The following is a 17,967-nucleotide window of genomic DNA, read 5'->3' as shown; positions in this document are numbered from 1 at the left end:
TAATCGAAATATGGTGCGATAATCGAACATCGTGTATGTTTAGCGAAAGAATGTGATCGACGGCAAATACGGAGAAGAAAATGGAGAAGCATCCAGATGATTTACTGACGGGCGATAGCGATCCGTTTAAGGGCGATCCGAACTTTATGGCTTCGCTGGCGCGCGGGCTGGAGGTGATCCAGGCGTTTACTCCGCAGCGCCCGCTGCTCTCAATTTCGCAGATCAGCCAAAAGACCGGCATTCCGCGCGCGGCGGTGCGCCGCTGCCTGTATACGCTGAGCAAACTGGGCTTTGTTTACGCCGAAGATGGTAAAAATTTCCAGCTGCGACCGAAAATTCTGGCGCTGGGCCACGCCTGGCTTGCCTCCACGCCGCTGGCGCGTTCGGCGCAGCCGGTGCTGAAGCATTTAAGCGAAATGCTCAATGAGTCCTGCTCCATCGCCACTCTCGACGGCGACGACATTCTTTATATCGCTCGCGCGTCGAGTTCGCGCATTATGACCATCGATCTCGACATCGGCAGCCGCCTGCCCGCCTGGGCGACCTCCATGGGACGCGTGCTGCTGAGCTATCAGCCGGAAGAGAAGCTGAACGATATGCTGGGCCGGGTCACCATGATTCGCTATACCCCGCAAACCGTTGATTCGGTTGCAAAGCTGCGTACCGAACTTAAGCGCGTGCACCAGCAGGGCTACGCGCTTAACGATCAGGAGCTCGAGATGGGGCTGCGCTCGCTGGCGGTGCCGCTGTTTAACCCTCAGGGGCAGATTCAGGCGGCGCTGAACGTCGGCGTACACGCCGGGCAGGTCTCCACGCACGAGATGCTGGAGCGGGTGTTACCCGAGCTACAGAAAGCAGCCCGGGAACTGACGCTGCTGATGCGCTAGCGGCTATGCTTGGCGTGGCGCTCCCAGTTTTCCTGCTTTGCCTCCGCCGATTTTCGCAGGGCCACGTAGCAGGCGCCGCTGCCGCCGTGGTGCGGTAACGCCGCGCAGAACGCCTGGACTTCCGGGAGTTCCACCAGCCAGCGCGCCAGGTAGCTGCGAATAATATTGGCGTGCGCGTTATCGTCGCGCCCTTTGCCATGCACGATCAGCACATTACGCAGCCCCTCTTTTTGCGCCTGGACCACAAAAGCAAACAGATTCTGTCGGCACTTCTCCACCGGCTGGCGCAGCAGATTGAGGCTTGCCTGCTGGCCGTATTTGCCGCGCCGGAGCTTATCCAGTACGCCGCTTTGCAGACCTTCCCGCTTAAACTCAAGGGCGGTTGCCAGCGGCACAATATCGAGATAGCCGGTGGTCAGAAAGTTATCCAGCTGCAGGGGATCAATCCGCTGCGCGGCGCGGGTATTGCGCACGGGGTGCCAGTGGACGTCGTGATTATGTTTCAGAGGCTGAACGTCCTCCATGGCGCCAAGAAATAGGGATTTGTCGTCAAGGTTCATGCGCGCTCCTCCAGCTACTACCGGGTGGTTACTATAGCCGTCTCGCGGCGCCTCCTCAACGCGTTTAACCACCTCCGCGCGATTATGGAAACAGTTGTCGGCTCTGACGACGAAACAGCGTGATTAATGACGCGGTTAAGGGCGTTTGCCGCGTATCGCGGCGCTGAATCAGAAAATAGGTGGCTTTGGGTAACGCTTCGCGGATGGGGATCATCACCAGCTTATCCGCCATCATCGGGTCGTTGCCAAGTTCGACCGGCAGAATGCTGAGAAAATCGCTTTTCACCACCAGGCTAATGCACGAGGAGAAAGTCTCACAAACGATATCCACCTTTGGCGCCAGTCCGGCCTGGTTAAACATCTCCTGCAGCTGTTTGAAGTAGCTGCCGCGCGGCGTCGGCATCGTCCAGTGGTGATCGAGCAGCTCGGTCAATGAAGTGACGTGTGCCGCCGGGTGACCGGCGCGGGCGAATACCGCGAAGGGTTTCTCAAATAGCTTCTCAAAGCTGAATTCATGATCGTAGGGGCCGGGATAGTAAGTATTGATGGTGAAATCCAGCTCACCCTGACGCAGTTCATTAATCATCGCCAGCAGCTGTCCTTCCATAATCCGCACCTTCACCAGCGGATGCTGCTGATGAAAGCGGCAAATAACCGAAGGCATCAGCGAACGCGCTACGCTGGCGCCAAGGCCGATATTAATCTGCCCGGCCTGCTCGCCCTGACGTTGCAGCAATTCATCCTGCGCCACCCGCAGCTCTTCCAGGATCAGGCTCGCATGTTGATAAAAGCTTTCGCCATTTTCGGTCAGCGCCACCCCCTGGCTACGACGGACAAACAGCTGCGCGGAGAGCCCCTCTTCCAGCTCTTTAATCGCTTTGGTCAACGCCGGCTGCGAAATCGCCAACGCCCGGCTGGCGCCGCGAATACTTCCTTCGCGCGCGACCTCAACGAAGGCGCGAATGTGGTGAAATTTAATCTGAAATGACATGTTGTGAGCGATAACCAGTGTTTATCAGACAGAAGAAAATGACATCTACTGTAATCGATCGTGCTGTGGCAGGTTAAGGATGAGAGTGCATGAAAGTGATGAGTGATAAGTAAAGGCTATCACTTCGTGAACACTATCACAGTTTTTGCTTATAACGGGAAAGGTTATGCCGCAACTTTATGATTTCATCAACCAGCTGGCGCCAAAAATGACCGAATGGCGTCGCGATTTTCACCTGCATGCGGAATCCGGCTGGCTGGAGTTCCGCACCGCCAGCAAAGTGGCGGAAGTATTAGACGGTCTGGGTTATCAGCTGGCGCTGGGGCGCGACGTTATCGATGCCGATAGCCGTATGGGCCTGCCTGATGAAGAGACCCTGGCACAGGCGTTCCAGCGCGCCCGCGCGCAGGGTGCGCCTGAACGCTGGCTACCGGCGTTTGAGGGCGGCTTCGCCGGAGTGGTGGCGACCCTCGATACCGGGCGGCCGGGGCCGACGCTGGCGTTTCGCGTCGACATGGATGCGCTCGATCTCAACGAGCAGCATGACGATAGTCACCGCCCGCATCGCGATCGTTTTGCCTCCTGCAACGACGGTATGATGCATGCCTGCGGCCACGACGGTCACACCGCAATCGGGCTGGGTCTGGCGCACGTGCTGAAGGAGTATGCCGCGCAGCTCAACGGGACGATCAAGCTGATTTTCCAGCCGGCGGAAGAAGGTACCCGCGGCGCGCGCGCCATGGTCGCGGCGGGCGTACTTGATGAGGTGGATTACTTTACCGCCATTCATATCGGTACCGGCGTCCCTGCCGGCACCGTCGTCTGCGGCGGCGATAACTTTATGGCCACCACCAAATTCGATGTGCAGTTCAGCGGCGTCGCCGCCCACGCTGGCGGTAAACCGGAAGATGGCCGTAACGCGCTACTGGCGGCGGCCCAGGCCGCCCTTGCCCTGCACGCCATCGCGCCGCACAGCGCCGGGGCGTCAAGGGTTAACGTCGGCGTCATGCAGGCCGGTACCGGACGTAACGTGGTTCCCTCCTCCGCACTATTAAAAGTCGAAACCCGTGGCGAAACCGATGCCATTAACCAGTACGTCTTTGAGCGGGCTAAACAGGCGATCGCCGGCGCGGCGACCATGTATGAAGCCAGTTACCAGCTGCAGCTGATGGGCGCGGCCACCTCCAGCGCCCCGTCGCCGGCGTGGGTGGACTATCTGCGCCAGCAGACGGCCCAGGTCCCCGGCGTTAAACAGGCTGTCGATCGTATCGCTGCCCCGGCGGGTTCCGAGGATGCCACCCTGATGATGGCCCGGGTCCAGGAGCGCGGCGGTCTCGCCTCATACATGATATTCGGCACGGAACTGAGCGCCGGTCACCACAATGAAAAATTCGATTTCGACGAGAACGTGATGACCCTGGCCGTCGAAACGTTAGCACGCGTCGCCCTGAACTTTCCCTGGCAGCGAGGTGTGTAATGGAACACGTTTATCAATTTGTCGATGACGTTATTGAGGGGCGGCGCAACGATTTTTGCGCCATTGCCGATGATATCTGGGACCATCCGGAAACCCGCTTTCAGGAGTTCTGGTCCGCTGCGCGTTTGGCCGATGCGCTGGAAGCGGAAGGCTTTCAATTGACCCGCAATGCCGGCGGGATCCCCAACGCCTTTATCGCCAGCTTCGGCGCGGGCCAACCGGTGATTGCCCTCCTCGGCGAATTTGACGCCCTGGCGGGGCTCAGCCAGCGGGCCCACTGCGCGGAACCCGCGTCTTCGACGCCGGGAGAAAACGGCCACGGGTGCGGGCATAATCTGCTTGGTACGGCGGCGTTCGCCGCCGCGCTCGCCGCCAGGAACTGGCTGCAGCAACAGGGCGGCGCCGGCACGCTTCGCTTCTATGGCTGTCCCGGCGAGGAAGGCGGCTCGGGGAAAACCTTCATGGTCCGCGAGGGGTTATTCGATGACATCGATGCCGCCCTGACCTGGCATCCGGAAGCCTGGGCCGGGATGTTCAGCACCCGTACCCTTGCCAACATTCAGGCGGCATGGCGGTTTACCGGCACCGCGGCGCACGCGGCAAACTCGCCGCATTTGGGCCGCAGCGCGCTGGATGCCGTGACGCTGATGACCACCGGCAGCAACTTCCTTAACGAACATATTATCGAAAAAGCGCGGGTGCACTACGCCATCACCGATACCGGCGGCGTCTCCCCCAACGTTGTTCAGGCGCAGGCGGAGGTGCTGTATCTCATTCGCGCGCCGGAAATGGCCGACGCGCAGCAAATCTTCGCCCGGATCGAGAAAATCGCCCAGGGCGCGGCGTTGATGACCGAGACCCGCGTCAGCTGTCGCTTCGAAAAAGCCTGTTCCAGCTATCTGCCCAACCGCACGCTGGAAGCGGCGATGTATCAGGCGGTTTGCCATTACGGCACGCCGCCCTGGAGCACGGAAGAGCGCGCATTCGCCGCCGAAATTCGCGCAACCTTGAGCGCGAACGATATCAATAACAGCCTGAAAAACATTGCCGACACCGGCGGCGAGGACGGGAAAGCGTTCGCCCGCCGCCACCGCGAAACGCGCCTGATCGATGAAGTGGCGCCGTGGGCGGCAACGGACAACATCCTTGCGGGCTCTACCGACGTCGGCGACGTGAGCTGGAAGGCCCCCGTGGCCCAGTGCTTCAGCCCCTGTTTTGCCGTCGGGACGCCGCTGCACTCCTGGCAACTGGTGAGCCAGGGCAGAACCTCCATCGCCCACAAAGGGATGCTGCTGGCGGGGAAAGTGCTGGGCGCGACGGCCATTCGTCTGTTCAGCGACAGGGCGTTACTGACCGCCAGCCAGCAGGAACTGGCGCAGGTCTTAGCCGAAAGGCCCTACCGGTGCCCCATTCCACAGGAGGTCAAGCCTTCGATTTTAAAATAATAAAAGCCCCGTGGATGGAGTACGGCAACGCGGTAATCGCCAAAAAAACAACGGCTGACACGCCCAGGGGTAAAGAGACAACCAACACAACAACGACAACTGAGGAACGCCCATGAGTATGTCATCCATACCGTCGCCTTCCCCCACCGGTAAGCTTTATGGCTGGGTTGAAAAAATAGGTAACAAGGTCCCGCATCCGTTTTTACTGTTTATCTATCTGATTGTGGCGTTAATGGTCGCCACCGCCATCCTGTCGGCGCTGAACGTCGGGGTACAGAACCCCACCGACGGCTCGCGAGTGGTGGTGAAAAATTTGCTTAGCATTGAAGGATTGCACTGGTTTTTACCGAACGTCATTAAGAACTTCAGCGGTTTCGCGCCGCTGGGGGCCATTCTGGCTCTGGTGCTGGGGGCCGGTTTTGCGGAACGAGTGGGCCTGCTGCCTTCGCTGATGGTGAAAATGTCATCCCACGTTAGCGCCCGTTACGCCAGCTATATGGTGCTGTTTATCGCCTTCTTTAGCCACATCTCTTCCGATGCCGCGCTGGTGATTATGCCGCCGCTGGGCGCCCTGATGTTCCTCGCCGTCGGCCGCCACCCTGTTGCCGGGCTGCTGGCGGCCATCGCCGGCGTCGGCTGCGGCTTCACGGCCAATCTGCTCATCGTCACCACCGATGTCCTGCTCTCTGGCATCAGCACCGAAGCGGCAAAAACCCTTGACGCCTCGCTCCACGTCAGCGTGATTGATAACTGGTATTTTATGGCAACCTCAGTGATCGTTCTCACGCTGGTTGGCGGATTGATTACCGATAAACTGGTGGAACCGCGGTTAGGGCAATGGCAAGGCAACAGCGATGAAACGCTGCAGACGTTGACGGCGGAACAGCGCTTCGGCCTGCGCGTGGCCGGCGTGGCCGCGCTGTTATTCGTGGCGGCGATCGCGCTGATGGTCGTGCCGGAAAACGGTATCCTGCGCGATCCCATCAAGCATACCGTGATGCCTTCGCCGTTTATAAAAGGGATCGTCCCGCTCATTATCTTTTTCTTCTTCGTCGTTTCACTGGCCTACGGCATCGCCACCGGCAAAATTCGCCGCCAGGCCGATCTGCCTCAGCTGATGATTGAGCCGATGAAAGAGATGGCAGGTTTTATCGTGATGGTCTTCCCGCTGGCCCAGTTCGTCGCCATGTTCAACTGGAGCAATATGGGGAAATTTATGGCCGTCGGCTTGACGGATCTGCTGGAGAGCGCGGGAATGAACGGCGTACCGGCGTTTGTCGGCCTGGCGCTGCTATCCGCCTTTTTGTGTATGTTTATCGCCAGCGGTTCGGCAATCTGGTCGATTCTGGCGCCGATTTTCGTGCCGATGTTTATGCTGCTGGGCTTTCACCCGGCATTCGCGCAGATTCTGTTTCGCATCGCCGACTCATCGGTGCTGCCGCTGGCGCCGGTATCGCCGTTTGTGCCGCTATTTCTCGGCTTCTTACAGCGCTACCGGCCCGACGCTAAGCTTGGAACCTACTACTCGCTGGTCTTGCCTTATCCATTAATATTCCTTGCCGTCTGGCTACTGCTGCTGGTTGGCTGGTACCTCGTGGGGCTGCCCATCGGACCGGGTATTTATCCGCGATTACCTTAACGTCGCGACAGGCCAGGGAAGGCCACAAAAACGTTAACGCCAGGTCGTGCGGTTACTGATGACTTTATACAGTCCTTCAATCGCCAAAGCGATCAGATGAATTACTAAGCCGCTGATAATCACAATTACAACGCCAGTCATCATATATTGCATATCACCACCTTTGTTGGTAAAAACCCGCGCAGAAACGCCGGGAAATCATGGACTCTAGGAAAGCCAGTCTGTTTATCTGCCGCGCCGGATGGTTGCCGGTGAATTCGCCGCCGGATAAAGGTAGCAAAATCGCCTTGCCAACGCGTCTGCGAGTGAATGTAAAAATAAACATCGCTTTCCTCACCTCATAATTAATAGCCCATGCTGACCCTGTTTGTTGACCTTTTCGGAGTATGGTTTGCCCGCATCGCGTCGTGCTATGGTGATGCCCTGCCAAAATAACCTCGCTGAAGGAGGACCGATGCTCACGCTGTTGCAAGATAAAATTGACACCCCGCTGGGGCCGCTGTGGGTGATTTGCGATGAGCAGTTTAACCTGCGGGCCGTTGAGTGGGATCAGCACCGCGACCGCATGGAACAACTGCTGGATGTGCATTATCGCCGTGAAGGCTACCAACGCGTTGATTCGCGTAATCCCGGTAACCTGAGCCGTAAGCTTAGCGATTACTTCGCGGGCGATCTCGCCGTTATCGACACCTTACCTACCGCCACCGGCGGGACGCCGTTTCAGCGGGAAGTCTGGCAAACGCTGCGCACCATCCCCTGCGGCCAGGTCATGCACTACGGTCAGCTCGCGGAGGCGCTGGGACGTCCGGGCGCGGCGCGCGCCGTGGGTGCCGCCAACGGTTCAAATCCTGTCAGTATTGTGGTGCCCTGCCACCGGGTGATCGGGCGTAACGGCACCATGACGGGTTACGCCGGCGGCGTGCAGCGAAAAGAGTGGCTATTGCGTCACGAAGGCTATCTGCTCCTTTGACCGTAAGTGCCTTTTCTGGAATCTTCCGGTAATTTTACAATCCAACATCGCCAGATAACTTATTCATAATCAATGAGATAAAATGGGTAACTGATTTACCCTTTTAATATTACGTGTTTCAGGGGTTCGAGACTTACCTGCTCACCAAAAAGATGTTAAAATTGACCAATATCAATTAAAGCCTGAGCAGACTTATGATCCCGGAAAAGCGAATTATACGACGCATTCAGTCTGGCGGTTGTGCAATCCATTGCCAGGATTGCAGCATTAGCCAGCTTTGCATCCCTTTTACTCTGAACGAGCATGAGCTTGACCAGCTTGATAACATCATCGAGCGGAAAAAGCCTATCCAGAAAGGACAGACCTTGTTCAAAGCCGGTGATGAGCTGAAATCGCTGTATGCAATTCGTTCTGGCACCATTAAAAGCTACACCATCACCGAACAGGGCGATGAGCAGATCACCGGTTTTCATCTGGCCGGCGATTTGGTCGGCTTTGACGCTATCGGCACCGCCCACCACCCGAGCTTTGCCCAGGCGCTGGAAACCTCAATGGTCTGCGAGATTCCGTTTGAAACGCTGGACGACCTCTCCGGTAAGATGCCGAACCTGCGTCAGCAGATGATGCGTCTGATGAGCGGCGAGATCAAAGGCGATCAGGATATGATCCTGCTGCTTTCTAAAAAGAACGCAGAGGAGCGCCTGGCGGCCTTTATCTACAATCTGTCCCGCCGTTTCGCGCAGCGCGGCTTCTCGCCGCGTGAGTTCCGCCTCACCATGACACGTGGCGATATCGGCAACTATCTGGGCCTGACGGTTGAAACCATCAGCCGCCTGCTGGGACGTTTCCAGAAGAGCGGTATGCTGGCGGTTAAAGGCAAATATATCACCATCGAAAACAGCGACCTGCTGGCGCAGCTTGCTGGCCAGGCCCGCAACGTCGCCTGATAGTCCTCCCGTATCCGGCCGGATCGCGAATTTTTTTCTAATTTGTTGATCTGGCCAGGCTCATCCCCTGTTTCATTTCATCCATATAGGTTATCTTTTTAATACAGACTGTAGTTACAGTTGTAAGGAGACCCTGTATGGCGAAGTATCAGAACATGCTGGTAGTAATCGACCCCAATCAGGACGACCAGCCTGCATTGCGGCGCGCGGTGTATCTGCACCAACGGATTGGTGGCCGCATCAAAGCCTTTTTGCCGATCTATGATTTTTCTTATGAAATGACCACCCTGCTCTCCCCCGACGAACGCACGGCCATGCGCCAGGGCGTCATCGGGCAGCGTACCGCCTGGATCCGCGAGCAGGCAAAATTCTATATAGAGTCCGGCGTGCCCATTGATATTAAAGTGGTGTGGCACAATCGTCCCTTCGAAGCCATTATTCAGGAAATCATCAGCGACAAGCATGATTTAGTGCTGAAGATGGCGCACCAGCACGACAAGCTGGAAGCGGTGATTTTCACCCCAACGGACTGGCACCTGCTGCGTAAATGCCCATGTCCGGTCTGGATGGTCAAAGATCAGCCGTGGCCGGAAGGCGGTAAAGCGCTGGTGGCGGTCAATCTCGCCAGTGAAGAGAACTACCACAACGCGCTCAATGAAAAACTGGTCAGAGAAACCATTGAGCTGGCGGAACAGGTTAACCATACAGAGGTTCACCTGGTGGGCGCCTATCCCGTCACGCCCATCAATATCGCGATTGAGCTCCCTGATTTTGACCCCAGCGTCTATAACGACGCCATTCGCGGTCAGCATCTGCTGGCCATGAAAGCGCTGCGGCAAAAATTCGGTATCGATGAAGGCCGCACCCACGTTGAAAAAGGGTTACCTGAGGAGGTCATTCCCGACCTTTCAGAGCATCTTCAGGCGGGGATCGTGGTACTGGGTACGATTGGTCGAACCGGACTCTCGGCAGCCTTCCTCGGCAATACCGCTGAACAGGTTATTGACCACCTGCGCTGCGACCTGCTGGCTCTGAAGCCGGACCAGTACCAGACGCCGGTTGAGCTGGACGACGAAGAAGACGATTAGTCCGTTGACTTCATTCGTGGTAATAAGACGTCATCCCCCGCCCGCGCGGGGGATTTTTTTGCATCCCATTAACAAAAATAAAGGGCCATTTGGCCCCGATTTCAACAGCTTTGTGGGTAACGAAAACGTTAGTGGATACCTAAGCGCCAGGCGTGATCGATCTCTTCTTTAAGCTCCATGGACGAAAGCGCCATTAAATCGGCGAACTCAAGTTCCAGCAATTTCAGCTTTTTCAGATACTGCGCGGGGGTTAAAGCAGCGGGGTCACGGCGCAGAAATTCGATGGCCAGTTGCGTGGGGGTTAACTCGGTATCCATAATATCCTCAGTTTGGGTGAAAAACGGCCTATTGTAACACCTTCGCCTGATTATTTTATGAGCAAATAACCCCTTCGTTGCCTATATAAAAAAGCCGTCTCAGAAGAGACGGCTTAAGAAGCACTGGTTTTAAACGACCAGGCCTTACAACGCTTTCAGAATCGCATCGACGCTGGCTTTGGCATCGCCAAACAGCATGTGGGTGTTCTCTTTAAAGAACAGCGGGTTTTGTACGCCAGCGTAGCCGGTGTTCATTGAACGTTTAAATACAATGACGTTCTGCGCTTTCCACACTTCCAGCACCGGCATACCGGCGATCGGGCTGCCCGGATCGTCCTGCGCGGCCGGGTTCACCGTGTCGTTAGCGCCGATGACCAGTACGGTGTCGGTATCGGAGAAATCATCGTTGATCTCATCCATTTCCAGCACGATGTCATACGGGACTTTAGCTTCCGCCAGCAGGACGTTCATATGGCCCGGCAGACGCCCGGCAACCGGATGAATACCGAAACGCACTTTGATTCCGCGCGCGCGCAGTCTTTCAGTGATTTCCGCGACCGGATACTGGGCCTGCGCAACCGCCATGCCGTAGCCCGGGGTGATGATGACCGACTGAGAACCTTTCAGCATCTCAGCGGTTTCTTCGGCGCTGATTTCACGGTGCTCGCCCACTTCTTCATCACCTGTGGACGCCGTGCCGTCAGAACCAAAACCGCCAGCAATCACGCTGAAGAACGAACGGTTCATCGCCTTACACATGATGTAGGACAGAATTGCACCGGAAGAACCTACCAGCGCACCGGTTACGATCAGCAGGTCGTTGCTGAGCATAAAGCCCGCCGCCGCTGCCGCCCAGCCGGAGTAGGAGTTCAGCATTGATACCACGACCGGCATATCAGCGCCGCCGATGGAGGCCACCAGGTGCCAGCCAAACGCCAGGGCAATCACGGTCATCACCAGCAGGCACAGTACCTGCATGCCGATGCTGTCGGTACGCACGAAAACGATCAGCAGCAGGAAAGAAATGACCAGCGCCGCCAGGTTTAGCTTATGACGGTTCGGCAGCATCAGCGGCTTAGAAGACATCTTGCCGCACAGCTTGCCAAACGCCACAACGGAACCCGTAAAGGTCACCGCGCCGATGAAGATACCGAGGAACACTTCGGTCAGATGAATATTGACCAGAATCTGTTCCATACCGGTTTCATGCTGCAGATAGCTGTTAAAGCCAACCAGTACCGCCGCCAGGCCCACGAAGCTGTGCAGAATCGCCACCAGCTCCGGCATCTCGGTCATTTCAACTTTCTTCGCCAGGCGAATACCGATCGCGCCGCCGATAACCATCGCCAGCAGGATCCACGCGACGTTGCTGCTATCCGGCCCCAGAATGGTCGCCACCAGCGCAATCGCCATCCCGGCAATGCCGTAGTAGTTCCCCTGCTGGGAGGTTTCGTGTTTGGAAAGCCCCGCCAGGCTAAAAATAAACAGAATCGCGGCAACAATGTATGCAGCTGTAACTAATCCACCAGACATTTGTTACCCCTTATCCTTTGCGGAACATTTTCAGCATGCGCTGAGTGACGGTGAAACCACCAAAAATATTAATGCTGGCGATCAGCACCGCGATAAAGCTCAGGAAGCTGACCCAGCCGCCGTGGCCTATCTGTAACAATGCCCCTACCACGATAATGCCGGAAATCGCGTTAGTGACCGACATCAGCGGCGTATGCAGCGCATGGGAGACGTTCCATACGACGTAGTAACCGACCACGCAGGAGAGCGCGAAAACGGTAAAGTGGCCGAGGAACTCTTTCGGCGCCACGCTTGCCAGCCAGCCAAACAGAATAATCGCCAGCGCCATCAGCGCATACTTGCGCAGCGGCGAGCTCGGTTTCGCCTCTGCTTTTGGCGCTTCAACCTTTTTCGCTGCCGCCTGCGGCTGAGCAGATACCTGAATGGGTGGAGCGGGCCAGGTGATTTCACCCTCGCGAACCACGGTAACGCCGCGGATAACGACATCATCAAAATCGATAACGACATTGCCGTCTTTCTCTTTGCACAGCAGCTTAAGCAGGTTAACCAGGTTGGTGCCATACAGCTGTGAGGACTGCGTCGGCAGACGACCAGGGAGATCGGTATAACCGATAATCTTCACGCCGTTGGCGGTGGTAACCACCTGGCCCGGCACGGTGTATTCACAGTTGCCGCCGTTTTGCGACGCCAGGTCAACCACCACGCTGCCGGACTTCATGGAGTCAACCATCTCGCGGGTAATCAGCTTCGGCGCCGGTTTACCCGGAATCAGCGCGGTGGTAACGATGATGTCGACATCTTTGGCCTGGGCGGCAAAGAGCGCCATCTCGGCTTTGATAAAGGCTTCAGACATGACTTTGGCATAGCCGTCGCCGCTGCCCGCTTCCTCTTTAAAATCCAGCTCAAGGAACTCGGCGCCCATACTCTGCACCTGTTCTTTCACTTCCGGACGGGTATCAAACGCGCGGACGATTGCGCCGAGGCTGTTAGCCGCGCCGATGGCCGCCAGACCGGCAACCCCGGCTCCGATAACCATCACCTTCGCGGGAGGAACCTTACCTGCCGCGGTGATCTGCCCGGTGAAGAAGCGGCCAAACTCGTGGGCGGCTTCAACGATTGCGCGATAGCCGGCGATGTTAGCCATCGAACTTAACGCATCCAGCGACTGAGCGCGCGAAATACGCGGCACTGAATCCATCGCCATCACGTTGATGTTGCGCGCCGCCAGTTTTTCCATCAGCTGCGGGTTTTGCGCCGGCCAGATGAAGCTGATGAGCGTCGTGCCGGGATTAAGCAGCAGGAGCTCTTCGTCATCGGGCGCGTTCACTTTCAGAATGACGTCGGACTGCCAGACGTCATCATCGCTAACGATCTCCGCTCCAGCCTGAACGAAGGCCTCGTCGTCGAAACTGGCCAGCTTACCTGCGCCGCTTTCTACCGCGACGCTGAACCCGAGTTTCAGCAGCTGCTCCACCGTTTTCGGCGTGGCGGCGGCCCGGGTTTCCAGGGCTAGTCTCTCTTTTGGTACACCAATACGCATAGTTTTCCCTTCCATCGGTTTTTGATGATGGTTTACTTTTCTTACAAACGACCGTCGCGAAGGCGGATGAACGTGCCTTCCAACATATGTCTGAAAAAATAAAACAGTAACAAACTTTTTATAACCTACTGAAAATACCGATTGTGATCTACAGCAATAAAACAGAAATTTTGATTTTATTGGTAAAACGCACGGCTAACCGTGCCAGGCAGCAATATTTACCTTATTTTTATGCCAGCGCCTGATAATCCGCTTGGCAGAGGGGTTAATTCACCATTTATCGCCGTCTTGAACATCGTATTAACATTACGTTAACTTATGAAAGTGATATCGATTATCGATTTTGCTGGTCAATCGGCTGTTTTTTCAACATATCGAAAAATGTTATATTTCTGCAGTATACGTTTAGGGCGACAACTGAAAATTGACGCAGACAGTCACTCACGATAAATGCAATAATCAAATGTTTTCAGTCAACAACAATACCAGTACATGGTTTGCGCAAGGCAAAGGATTATTTTTATGAAGCTTAAGAACTCACTCCTGGCGTCTGCTCTTCTGGCTACAACCGCGTTGTCTGCCCATGCAGCGACCGAGCTGACTCCGGAGCAGGCGGCAGCGCTGAAGCCCTACGATCGCGTAGTGGTTACCGGCCGTTTTAACGCCATTGGCGACGCGGTGCAGGCCGTTTCCCGTAAAGCGGACAAAGAAGGCGCAGCATCCTTTTATGTTGTCGACACGTCTGATTTTGGCAGCGGCGGCAACCTGCGCGTAACGGCCGATTTTTATAAAGAAAATGCCCCGCAGGCCGACGCGCCGAAAAATCGTGTGATTAACGGCGTAATGGAATTACCGAAGGACCAGGCCGTCGAGCTGGAGCCGTTTGATACCGTCACCGTACAGGGCTTCTACCGCAGCCAGCCGGAAGTTAACGACGCCATCACCAAAGCCGCTAAGGCCAAGGGCGCCGCCTCCTTCTTTATCGTGCGCCAGGTTGATGCCAACCAGGGCGGCAACCAGCGAATCACCGCCTATATCTACAAAGCCGATGCCAAAAAACGCGTTCTGCAAAGCCCGGACGCTATCCCGGCAGATTCAGAAGCCGGTCGCGCTGCGCTGGCGGAAGGCGGAGAAGCCGCGAAGAAAGTGGAGATCCCGGGCGTAGCGACCACCGCAGCGGTCGGTTCCGGCACCGGCGTAGGCCGCTTCTTTGAAACGCAATCATCTAAAGGCGGGCGTTACACCGTCACTCTGCCGGACGGTACCAAAGTCGAGGAAGTGAACAAAATCACCGCCGCGCAGATGGTGCCATACGACAGCATCAAGTTCACCGGTAACTACGGTAACATGACGGAAATCTCCTACCAGACGGCTAAGCGCGCGGCGAAGAAAGGCGCGAAGTACTACCACATTACCCGCCAGTGGCAGGAGCGCGGTGGCAACATCACCATCAGCGCCGACCTGTATAAGTAACGGCGTCTGAGCTGAACAAAAAGGCGGCGATCTGCCGCCTTTTTTCTTTTTTTCATTTCTCGCCATTGCATGCATACAAAACACTCCGTAAAATCCCGCGCCTTAGCGCAATCCTCCATTTTTATGCGATTTCGCCAAATAAATATTCTTAGTTTGATGATTGTCACCTCGGGAATGCAATGGAAAAGAAACTGGGCCTTAGCGCCCTGACCGCGCTGGTTCTCAGCTCAATGCTGGGTGCAGGCGTATTCAGCCTGCCGCAAAATATGGCAGCCGTCGCCAGCCCTTCCGCACTGCTTATCGGCTGGGGTATCACCGGCGTGGGGATCCTGTTCCTCGCCTTTGCCATGCTGCTGCTCACCCGCATTCGCCCCGAACTCGACGGCGGTATTTTTACCTACGCCCGGGAAGGCTTTGGCGAGTTGATAGGCTTCTGCTCCGCCTGGGGCTACTGGCTGTGCGCGGTTGTTGCCAATGTCTCCTATCTGGTTATCGTCTTCTCTGCGCTAAGCTTCTTTACCGATACCCCCGAGCTGCGCCTGTTTGGCGACGGCAACACCTGGCAATCCATCGTCGGCGCCTCCGTCCTGCTGTGGATTGTCCATTTCCTCGTGCTGCGCGGTGTACAAACGGCCGCGGGTATCAACCTGGCCGCGACGCTGGCCAAACTGCTGCCCCTCGGCGCGTTTATCGCGCTGGCCGCCATCGCGTTTCGTATGGAGACATTCCGCCTGGATTTCAGCGGCCTGGCGCTGGGCGTACCGGTATGGGAGCAGGTGAAAAACACCATGCTGATCACCCTGTGGGTTTTTATCGGCGTCGAAGGCGCGGTCGTGGTTTCCGCACGCGCGCGTAATAAACAGGATGTTGGCCGCGCGACGCTGCTGGCAGTACTCTCCGCGCTGGCGGTCTATCTGCTGGTGACGCTTCTCTCGTTAGGCGTCGTGCCGCGTAGCGAGCTGGCGGAAATACGCAACCCCTCAATGGCCGGGCTGATGGTCAACATGATGGGCTCATGGGGGGAGATTGTTATTGCCGCCGGGCTGATTATTTCCGTCTGCGGCGCGTATCTGAGCTGGACCATTATGGCGGCGGAGGTGCCCTATCTGGCAGCAACGCATAAAGCCTTTCCGCGCCTGTTTGCCCGGACCAATAAAAACAATGCCCCGTCGGCTTCGCTGTGGCTCACCAACGTCAGCGTACAGGCTTCGCTGGTATTGATTTGGCTTACCGGCTCAGATTACAACACGCTGCTGACCATCGCCTCTGAGATGATCCTGGTGCCCTACTTTCTCGTCGGCGCATTTTTGCTGAAGATTGCTGAGCGCCCGCTGCACAAGGCCGTCGGTGTCGGTGCCTGTATTTATGGCTTATGGTTATTATATGCGTCCGGCCCTGTGCATTTATTGTTGTCAGTGATACTTTACGCTCCGGGTCTTCTGGTTTTCCTGTATGCCCGTCGTACACACCAGCACGATCGCCCGCTCAAACGCCGTGACCTGGCATTAATTGGTTTTTTGCTGGTTGCCGCCGTACCGGCAACGTGGATGTTGGTAGGGTAAGCGGTTACCCTGCCGCTGAACTCAAAGGAGATACCCATGGCTGATATCCAGCCTCGTCCAATCCTGATTACCGGCGGGGGCCGTCGTATCGGCCTCGCCCTGGCCCGCCATTTTCTGGCCCGGCAGCAGCCCGTTATTATCAGCTACCGCACCTGGTATCCCGCCATCGACGCGCTGCGTGAAGCGGGCGCCGTTTGTCTGCACGCGGATTTCAGCACTGACGATAGCATTCTGGCGTTCGCCGAAGAGGTGAAGGCGCACGCCGGCAGCGGTCTGCGCGCCATCATCCATAACGCCAGCGGCTGGATGGCGGAAAAGCCCGGGGTGCCGTTAACCACGGTGCTCGCCAGCATGATGCAAATTCACGTCAACGCCCCCTACTTGCTCAACCATGCTCTGGAGAGCCTGCTGCGCGGCCACGGCCATGCGGCCAGCGACATTATCCATATCACCGACTACGTTGTGGAGCGCGGCAGCGACAAACACATTGCCTACGCCGCCAGCAAAGCGGCGCTGGATAATATGAGCCGCTCGTTCGCCCGCAAGCTGGCGCCGGAAATTAAGGTCAATGCTATCGCCCCTTCGCTGATTTTATTTAACGAAGGCGATGACGCGGAATACCGCAAGCAGGCGCTTGATAAATCGCTGATGAAAATCGCGCCAGGTGAAAAAGAGATCAGCGACCTGATCGAATACCTGTTCAGCAGCCGCTACGTGACCGGTCGCTCATTTGCCGTCGACGGCGGCCGCCATCTGCGCTAGTGGAAGCGGCTCCAGCCGATAATTAACAGCCACGCGCAGAGGCTCCAGCACCCCACTGCGCCTGCCAGAGCGAACGGCAGGCGCATAACGCCGGTGAAATACCATAGCGAGAGCAAATAGATAAAGTACGGAATGATCGACCACATCCCGAATACGATGGTGGTTCGCAGCGCTTCGATCCCCCGCTCGCTGGCAACGATATAATTCGCGATCAGGGCGAAAGTCGGAAAGAGCGGAATCAACCCGGCGATATAGTAGTTCTTCGTTTTAGACAGCACGCCAATCAGGACAACGACCAGCGCGCCGAGCAGCGCTTTTATCAACAACCCCATACCTTTTGCCTTAACATTTAAACAACAAGACCCCGCAGCATAACGGAAGCGCCGACAATTATAAACGCGCAAGAGCGGCCGATACCGTGTAGAAGCAAAAGACCTATTTTTTAGCGGTCTCATCACTGACGCCAGCCCCTATGCCGAATATCCGCAGCTGGTATTAAACGTACGCAAGGATGATATCCCTGGCAAGCGAGCACGTTATTCGAAGACCGTTTTCGCTGCCTTAAAAACCCTTCGGCTAAATACACACATTAAACCGAAAAGAGAATATTTTTTCTGATTGTTGAGTTATACGTATAACATATTATTTTTCGTATTTTTAGATACAAATCAAATTAGCCTATTTTCGGCTCATCTCCCCCTCACGTATTTACACAGATTTTAAAACCTGAAGCGCTTTACTGACGGGCATTTACAAAATATCCAACTCAATAACTG

Annotated in this window: 16 protein-coding genes; 10 read left to right on the top strand and 6 right to left on the bottom strand. The window is 56.3% G+C overall.

Annotated features, from left to right (window positions below; all coding sequences use genetic code 11):
* Nucleotides 1-80: 80 nt before the first annotated feature.
* Nucleotides 81-887 (top strand): IclR family transcriptional regulator C-terminal domain-containing protein, encoded by an 807-nt coding sequence (locus F8562_RS11820; protein ID WP_004851343.1) that lies wholly within the window; start codon nt 81-83, stop codon nt 885-887.
* Here F8562_RS11820 and smrA read toward each other — a convergent pair.
* Nucleotides 884-1,447 (bottom strand): DNA endonuclease SmrA, encoded by a 564-nt coding sequence (gene smrA, locus F8562_RS11815; protein WP_014229559.1) that lies wholly within the window; start codon nt 1,445-1,447, stop codon nt 884-886. The two genes, F8562_RS11820 and smrA, sit on opposite strands and share 4 nt — an antisense overlap.
* A gap of 82 nt (nt 1,448-1,529) precedes the next feature.
* Complete coding sequence (locus F8562_RS11810; RefSeq protein WP_014229560.1) at nt 1,530-2,438, bottom strand: LysR family transcriptional regulator; 909 nt, start codon at nt 2,436-2,438, stop codon at nt 1,530-1,532.
* A 166-nt stretch (nt 2,439-2,604) separates the two neighbouring features.
* On the opposite strand from F8562_RS11810, the gene F8562_RS11805 reads away from it, so the two are divergent.
* From F8562_RS11805 to uspE, 6 genes are all read left to right on the top strand, one after another.
* Nucleotides 2,605-3,915: a M20 family metallo-hydrolase gene (locus F8562_RS11805; RefSeq protein WP_014229561.1), complete on the top strand. Its 1,311-nt coding sequence runs from the start codon at nt 2,605-2,607 to the stop codon at nt 3,913-3,915.
* Entirely contained in the window at nt 3,915-5,360 is a 1,446-nt protein-coding gene (locus tag F8562_RS11800; RefSeq protein WP_014838644.1) for a M20 family metallopeptidase, read from the top strand. The genes F8562_RS11805 and F8562_RS11800 overlap by 1 nt, the downstream gene beginning before the upstream one ends.
* 112 nt (nt 5,361-5,472) lie before the next feature.
* Nucleotides 5,473-6,999, top strand: a complete 1,527-nt coding sequence (abgT, locus tag F8562_RS11795) for a p-aminobenzoyl-glutamate transporter (RefSeq protein ID WP_014838645.1) — start codon at nt 5,473-5,475, stop codon at nt 6,997-6,999.
* Between the two features lie 454 nt (nt 7,000-7,453).
* Nucleotides 7,454-7,969, top strand: a complete 516-nt coding sequence (gene ogt / locus F8562_RS11790) for a methylated-DNA--[protein]-cysteine S-methyltransferase (RefSeq protein WP_014229564.1) — start codon at nt 7,454-7,456, stop codon at nt 7,967-7,969.
* 194 nt (nt 7,970-8,163) lie between these two features.
* On the top strand, nt 8,164-8,916 hold the full coding sequence (gene fnr, locus F8562_RS11785; protein WP_004851364.1) for a fumarate/nitrate reduction transcriptional regulator Fnr: 753 nt from the start codon (nt 8,164-8,166) through the stop codon (nt 8,914-8,916).
* Nucleotides 8,917-9,053: 137 nt separating this feature from the next.
* The gene (gene uspE, locus F8562_RS11780; RefSeq protein WP_004851366.1) at nt 9,054-10,004 is read left to right on the top strand and encodes a universal stress protein UspE; all 951 of its coding nucleotides are present in this window, start codon (nt 9,054-9,056) and stop codon (nt 10,002-10,004) included.
* A 128-nt stretch (nt 10,005-10,132) separates the two neighbouring features.
* Here the strand turns inward: uspE and F8562_RS11775 are convergent, their stop codons facing one another.
* From F8562_RS11775 to pntA, 3 genes are all read right to left on the bottom strand, one after another.
* The gene (locus tag F8562_RS11775; protein WP_004102581.1) at nt 10,133-10,321 is read right to left on the bottom strand and encodes a YdiH family protein; all 189 of its coding nucleotides are present in this window, start codon (nt 10,319-10,321) and stop codon (nt 10,133-10,135) included.
* A 144-nt stretch (nt 10,322-10,465) separates the two neighbouring features.
* Entirely contained in the window at nt 10,466-11,854 is a 1,389-nt protein-coding gene (gene pntB, locus F8562_RS11770; protein WP_004851370.1) for a Re/Si-specific NAD(P)(+) transhydrogenase subunit beta, read from the bottom strand.
* Between the two features lie 10 nt (nt 11,855-11,864).
* On the bottom strand, nt 11,865-13,394 hold the full coding sequence (gene pntA / locus F8562_RS11765; protein ID WP_014229566.1) for a Re/Si-specific NAD(P)(+) transhydrogenase subunit alpha: 1,530 nt from the start codon (nt 13,392-13,394) through the stop codon (nt 11,865-11,867).
* 522 nt (nt 13,395-13,916) lie between these two features.
* On the opposite strand from pntA, the gene ydgH reads away from it, so the two are divergent.
* The 3 genes from ydgH (at nt 13,917) to folM (ending at nt 17,191) form a co-directional block, all read left to right on the top strand.
* A complete protein-coding gene (gene ydgH / locus F8562_RS11755; RefSeq protein ID WP_014229567.1) occupies nt 13,917-14,867 on the top strand; it encodes a DUF1471 family protein YdgH in 951 nt (316 codons plus the stop codon).
* Nucleotides 14,868-15,046: 179 nt separating this feature from the next.
* On the top strand, nt 15,047-16,429 hold the full coding sequence (locus F8562_RS11750) for an amino acid permease (protein WP_014229568.1): 1,383 nt from the start codon (nt 15,047-15,049) through the stop codon (nt 16,427-16,429).
* Nucleotides 16,430-16,465: 36 nt separating this feature from the next.
* The gene (folM, locus tag F8562_RS11745) at nt 16,466-17,191 is read left to right on the top strand and encodes a dihydromonapterin reductase (RefSeq protein ID WP_014838648.1); all 726 of its coding nucleotides are present in this window, start codon (nt 16,466-16,468) and stop codon (nt 17,189-17,191) included.
* Here folM and F8562_RS11740 read toward each other — a convergent pair.
* Entirely contained in the window at nt 17,188-17,523 is a 336-nt protein-coding gene (locus tag F8562_RS11740; RefSeq protein ID WP_014229570.1) for a GlpM family protein, read from the bottom strand. The two genes, folM and F8562_RS11740, sit on opposite strands and share 4 nt — an antisense overlap.
* Between the last annotated feature and the right edge of the window lie 444 nt (nt 17,524-17,967).

The sequence above is a fragment of the Klebsiella sp. RCJ4 genome, assembly GCF_009025755.1.
In the GTDB taxonomy this organism is placed as follows: Bacteria; Pseudomonadota; Gammaproteobacteria; order Enterobacterales; family Enterobacteriaceae; genus Klebsiella; species Klebsiella michiganensis.
Note: the sequence above shows the minus strand (reverse complement) of the source record. Positions and strands in the feature narration are given on the sequence as shown.

Bases quoted from the DNA above. Each gene is read 5' to 3' on its own strand.
- ogt (WP_014229564.1), top strand. From the start codon at position 7,454: ATGCTCACGCTGTTGCAAGATAAAATTGACACCCCGCTGGGGCCGCTG.
- uspE (WP_004851366.1), top strand. From the start codon at position 9,054: ATGGCGAAGTATCAGAACATGCTGGTAGTAATCGACCCCAATCAGGAC.
- F8562_RS11810 (WP_014229560.1), bottom strand. From the start codon at position 2,438: ATGTCATTTCAGATTAAATTTCACCACATTCGCGCCTTCGTTGAGGTC.
- F8562_RS11750 (WP_014229568.1), top strand. From the start codon at position 15,047: ATGGAAAAGAAACTGGGCCTTAGCGCCCTGACCGCGCTGGTTCTCAGC.
- pntA (WP_014229566.1), bottom strand. From the start codon at position 13,394: ATGCGTATTGGTGTACCAAAAGAGAGACTAGCCCTGGAAACCCGGGCC.
- abgT (WP_014838645.1), top strand. From the start codon at position 5,473: ATGAGTATGTCATCCATACCGTCGCCTTCCCCCACCGGTAAGCTTTAT.
- F8562_RS11800 (WP_014838644.1), top strand. From the start codon at position 3,915: ATGGAACACGTTTATCAATTTGTCGATGACGTTATTGAGGGGCGGCGC.
- ydgH (WP_014229567.1), top strand. From the start codon at position 13,917: ATGAAGCTTAAGAACTCACTCCTGGCGTCTGCTCTTCTGGCTACAACC.
- F8562_RS11775 (WP_004102581.1), bottom strand. From the start codon at position 10,321: ATGGATACCGAGTTAACCCCCACGCAACTGGCCATCGAATTTCTGCGC.
- F8562_RS11740 (WP_014229570.1), bottom strand. From the start codon at position 17,523: ATGGGGTTGTTGATAAAAGCGCTGCTCGGCGCGCTGGTCGTTGTCCTG.
- F8562_RS11805 (WP_014229561.1), top strand. From the start codon at position 2,605: ATGCCGCAACTTTATGATTTCATCAACCAGCTGGCGCCAAAAATGACC.
- pntB (WP_004851370.1), bottom strand. From the start codon at position 11,854: ATGTCTGGTGGATTAGTTACAGCTGCATACATTGTTGCCGCGATTCTG.
- fnr (WP_004851364.1), top strand. From the start codon at position 8,164: ATGATCCCGGAAAAGCGAATTATACGACGCATTCAGTCTGGCGGTTGT.
- F8562_RS11820 (WP_004851343.1), top strand. From the start codon at position 81: ATGGAGAAGCATCCAGATGATTTACTGACGGGCGATAGCGATCCGTTT.
- smrA (WP_014229559.1), bottom strand. From the start codon at position 1,447: ATGAACCTTGACGACAAATCCCTATTTCTTGGCGCCATGGAGGACGTT.
- folM (WP_014838648.1), top strand. From the start codon at position 16,466: ATGGCTGATATCCAGCCTCGTCCAATCCTGATTACCGGCGGGGGCCGT.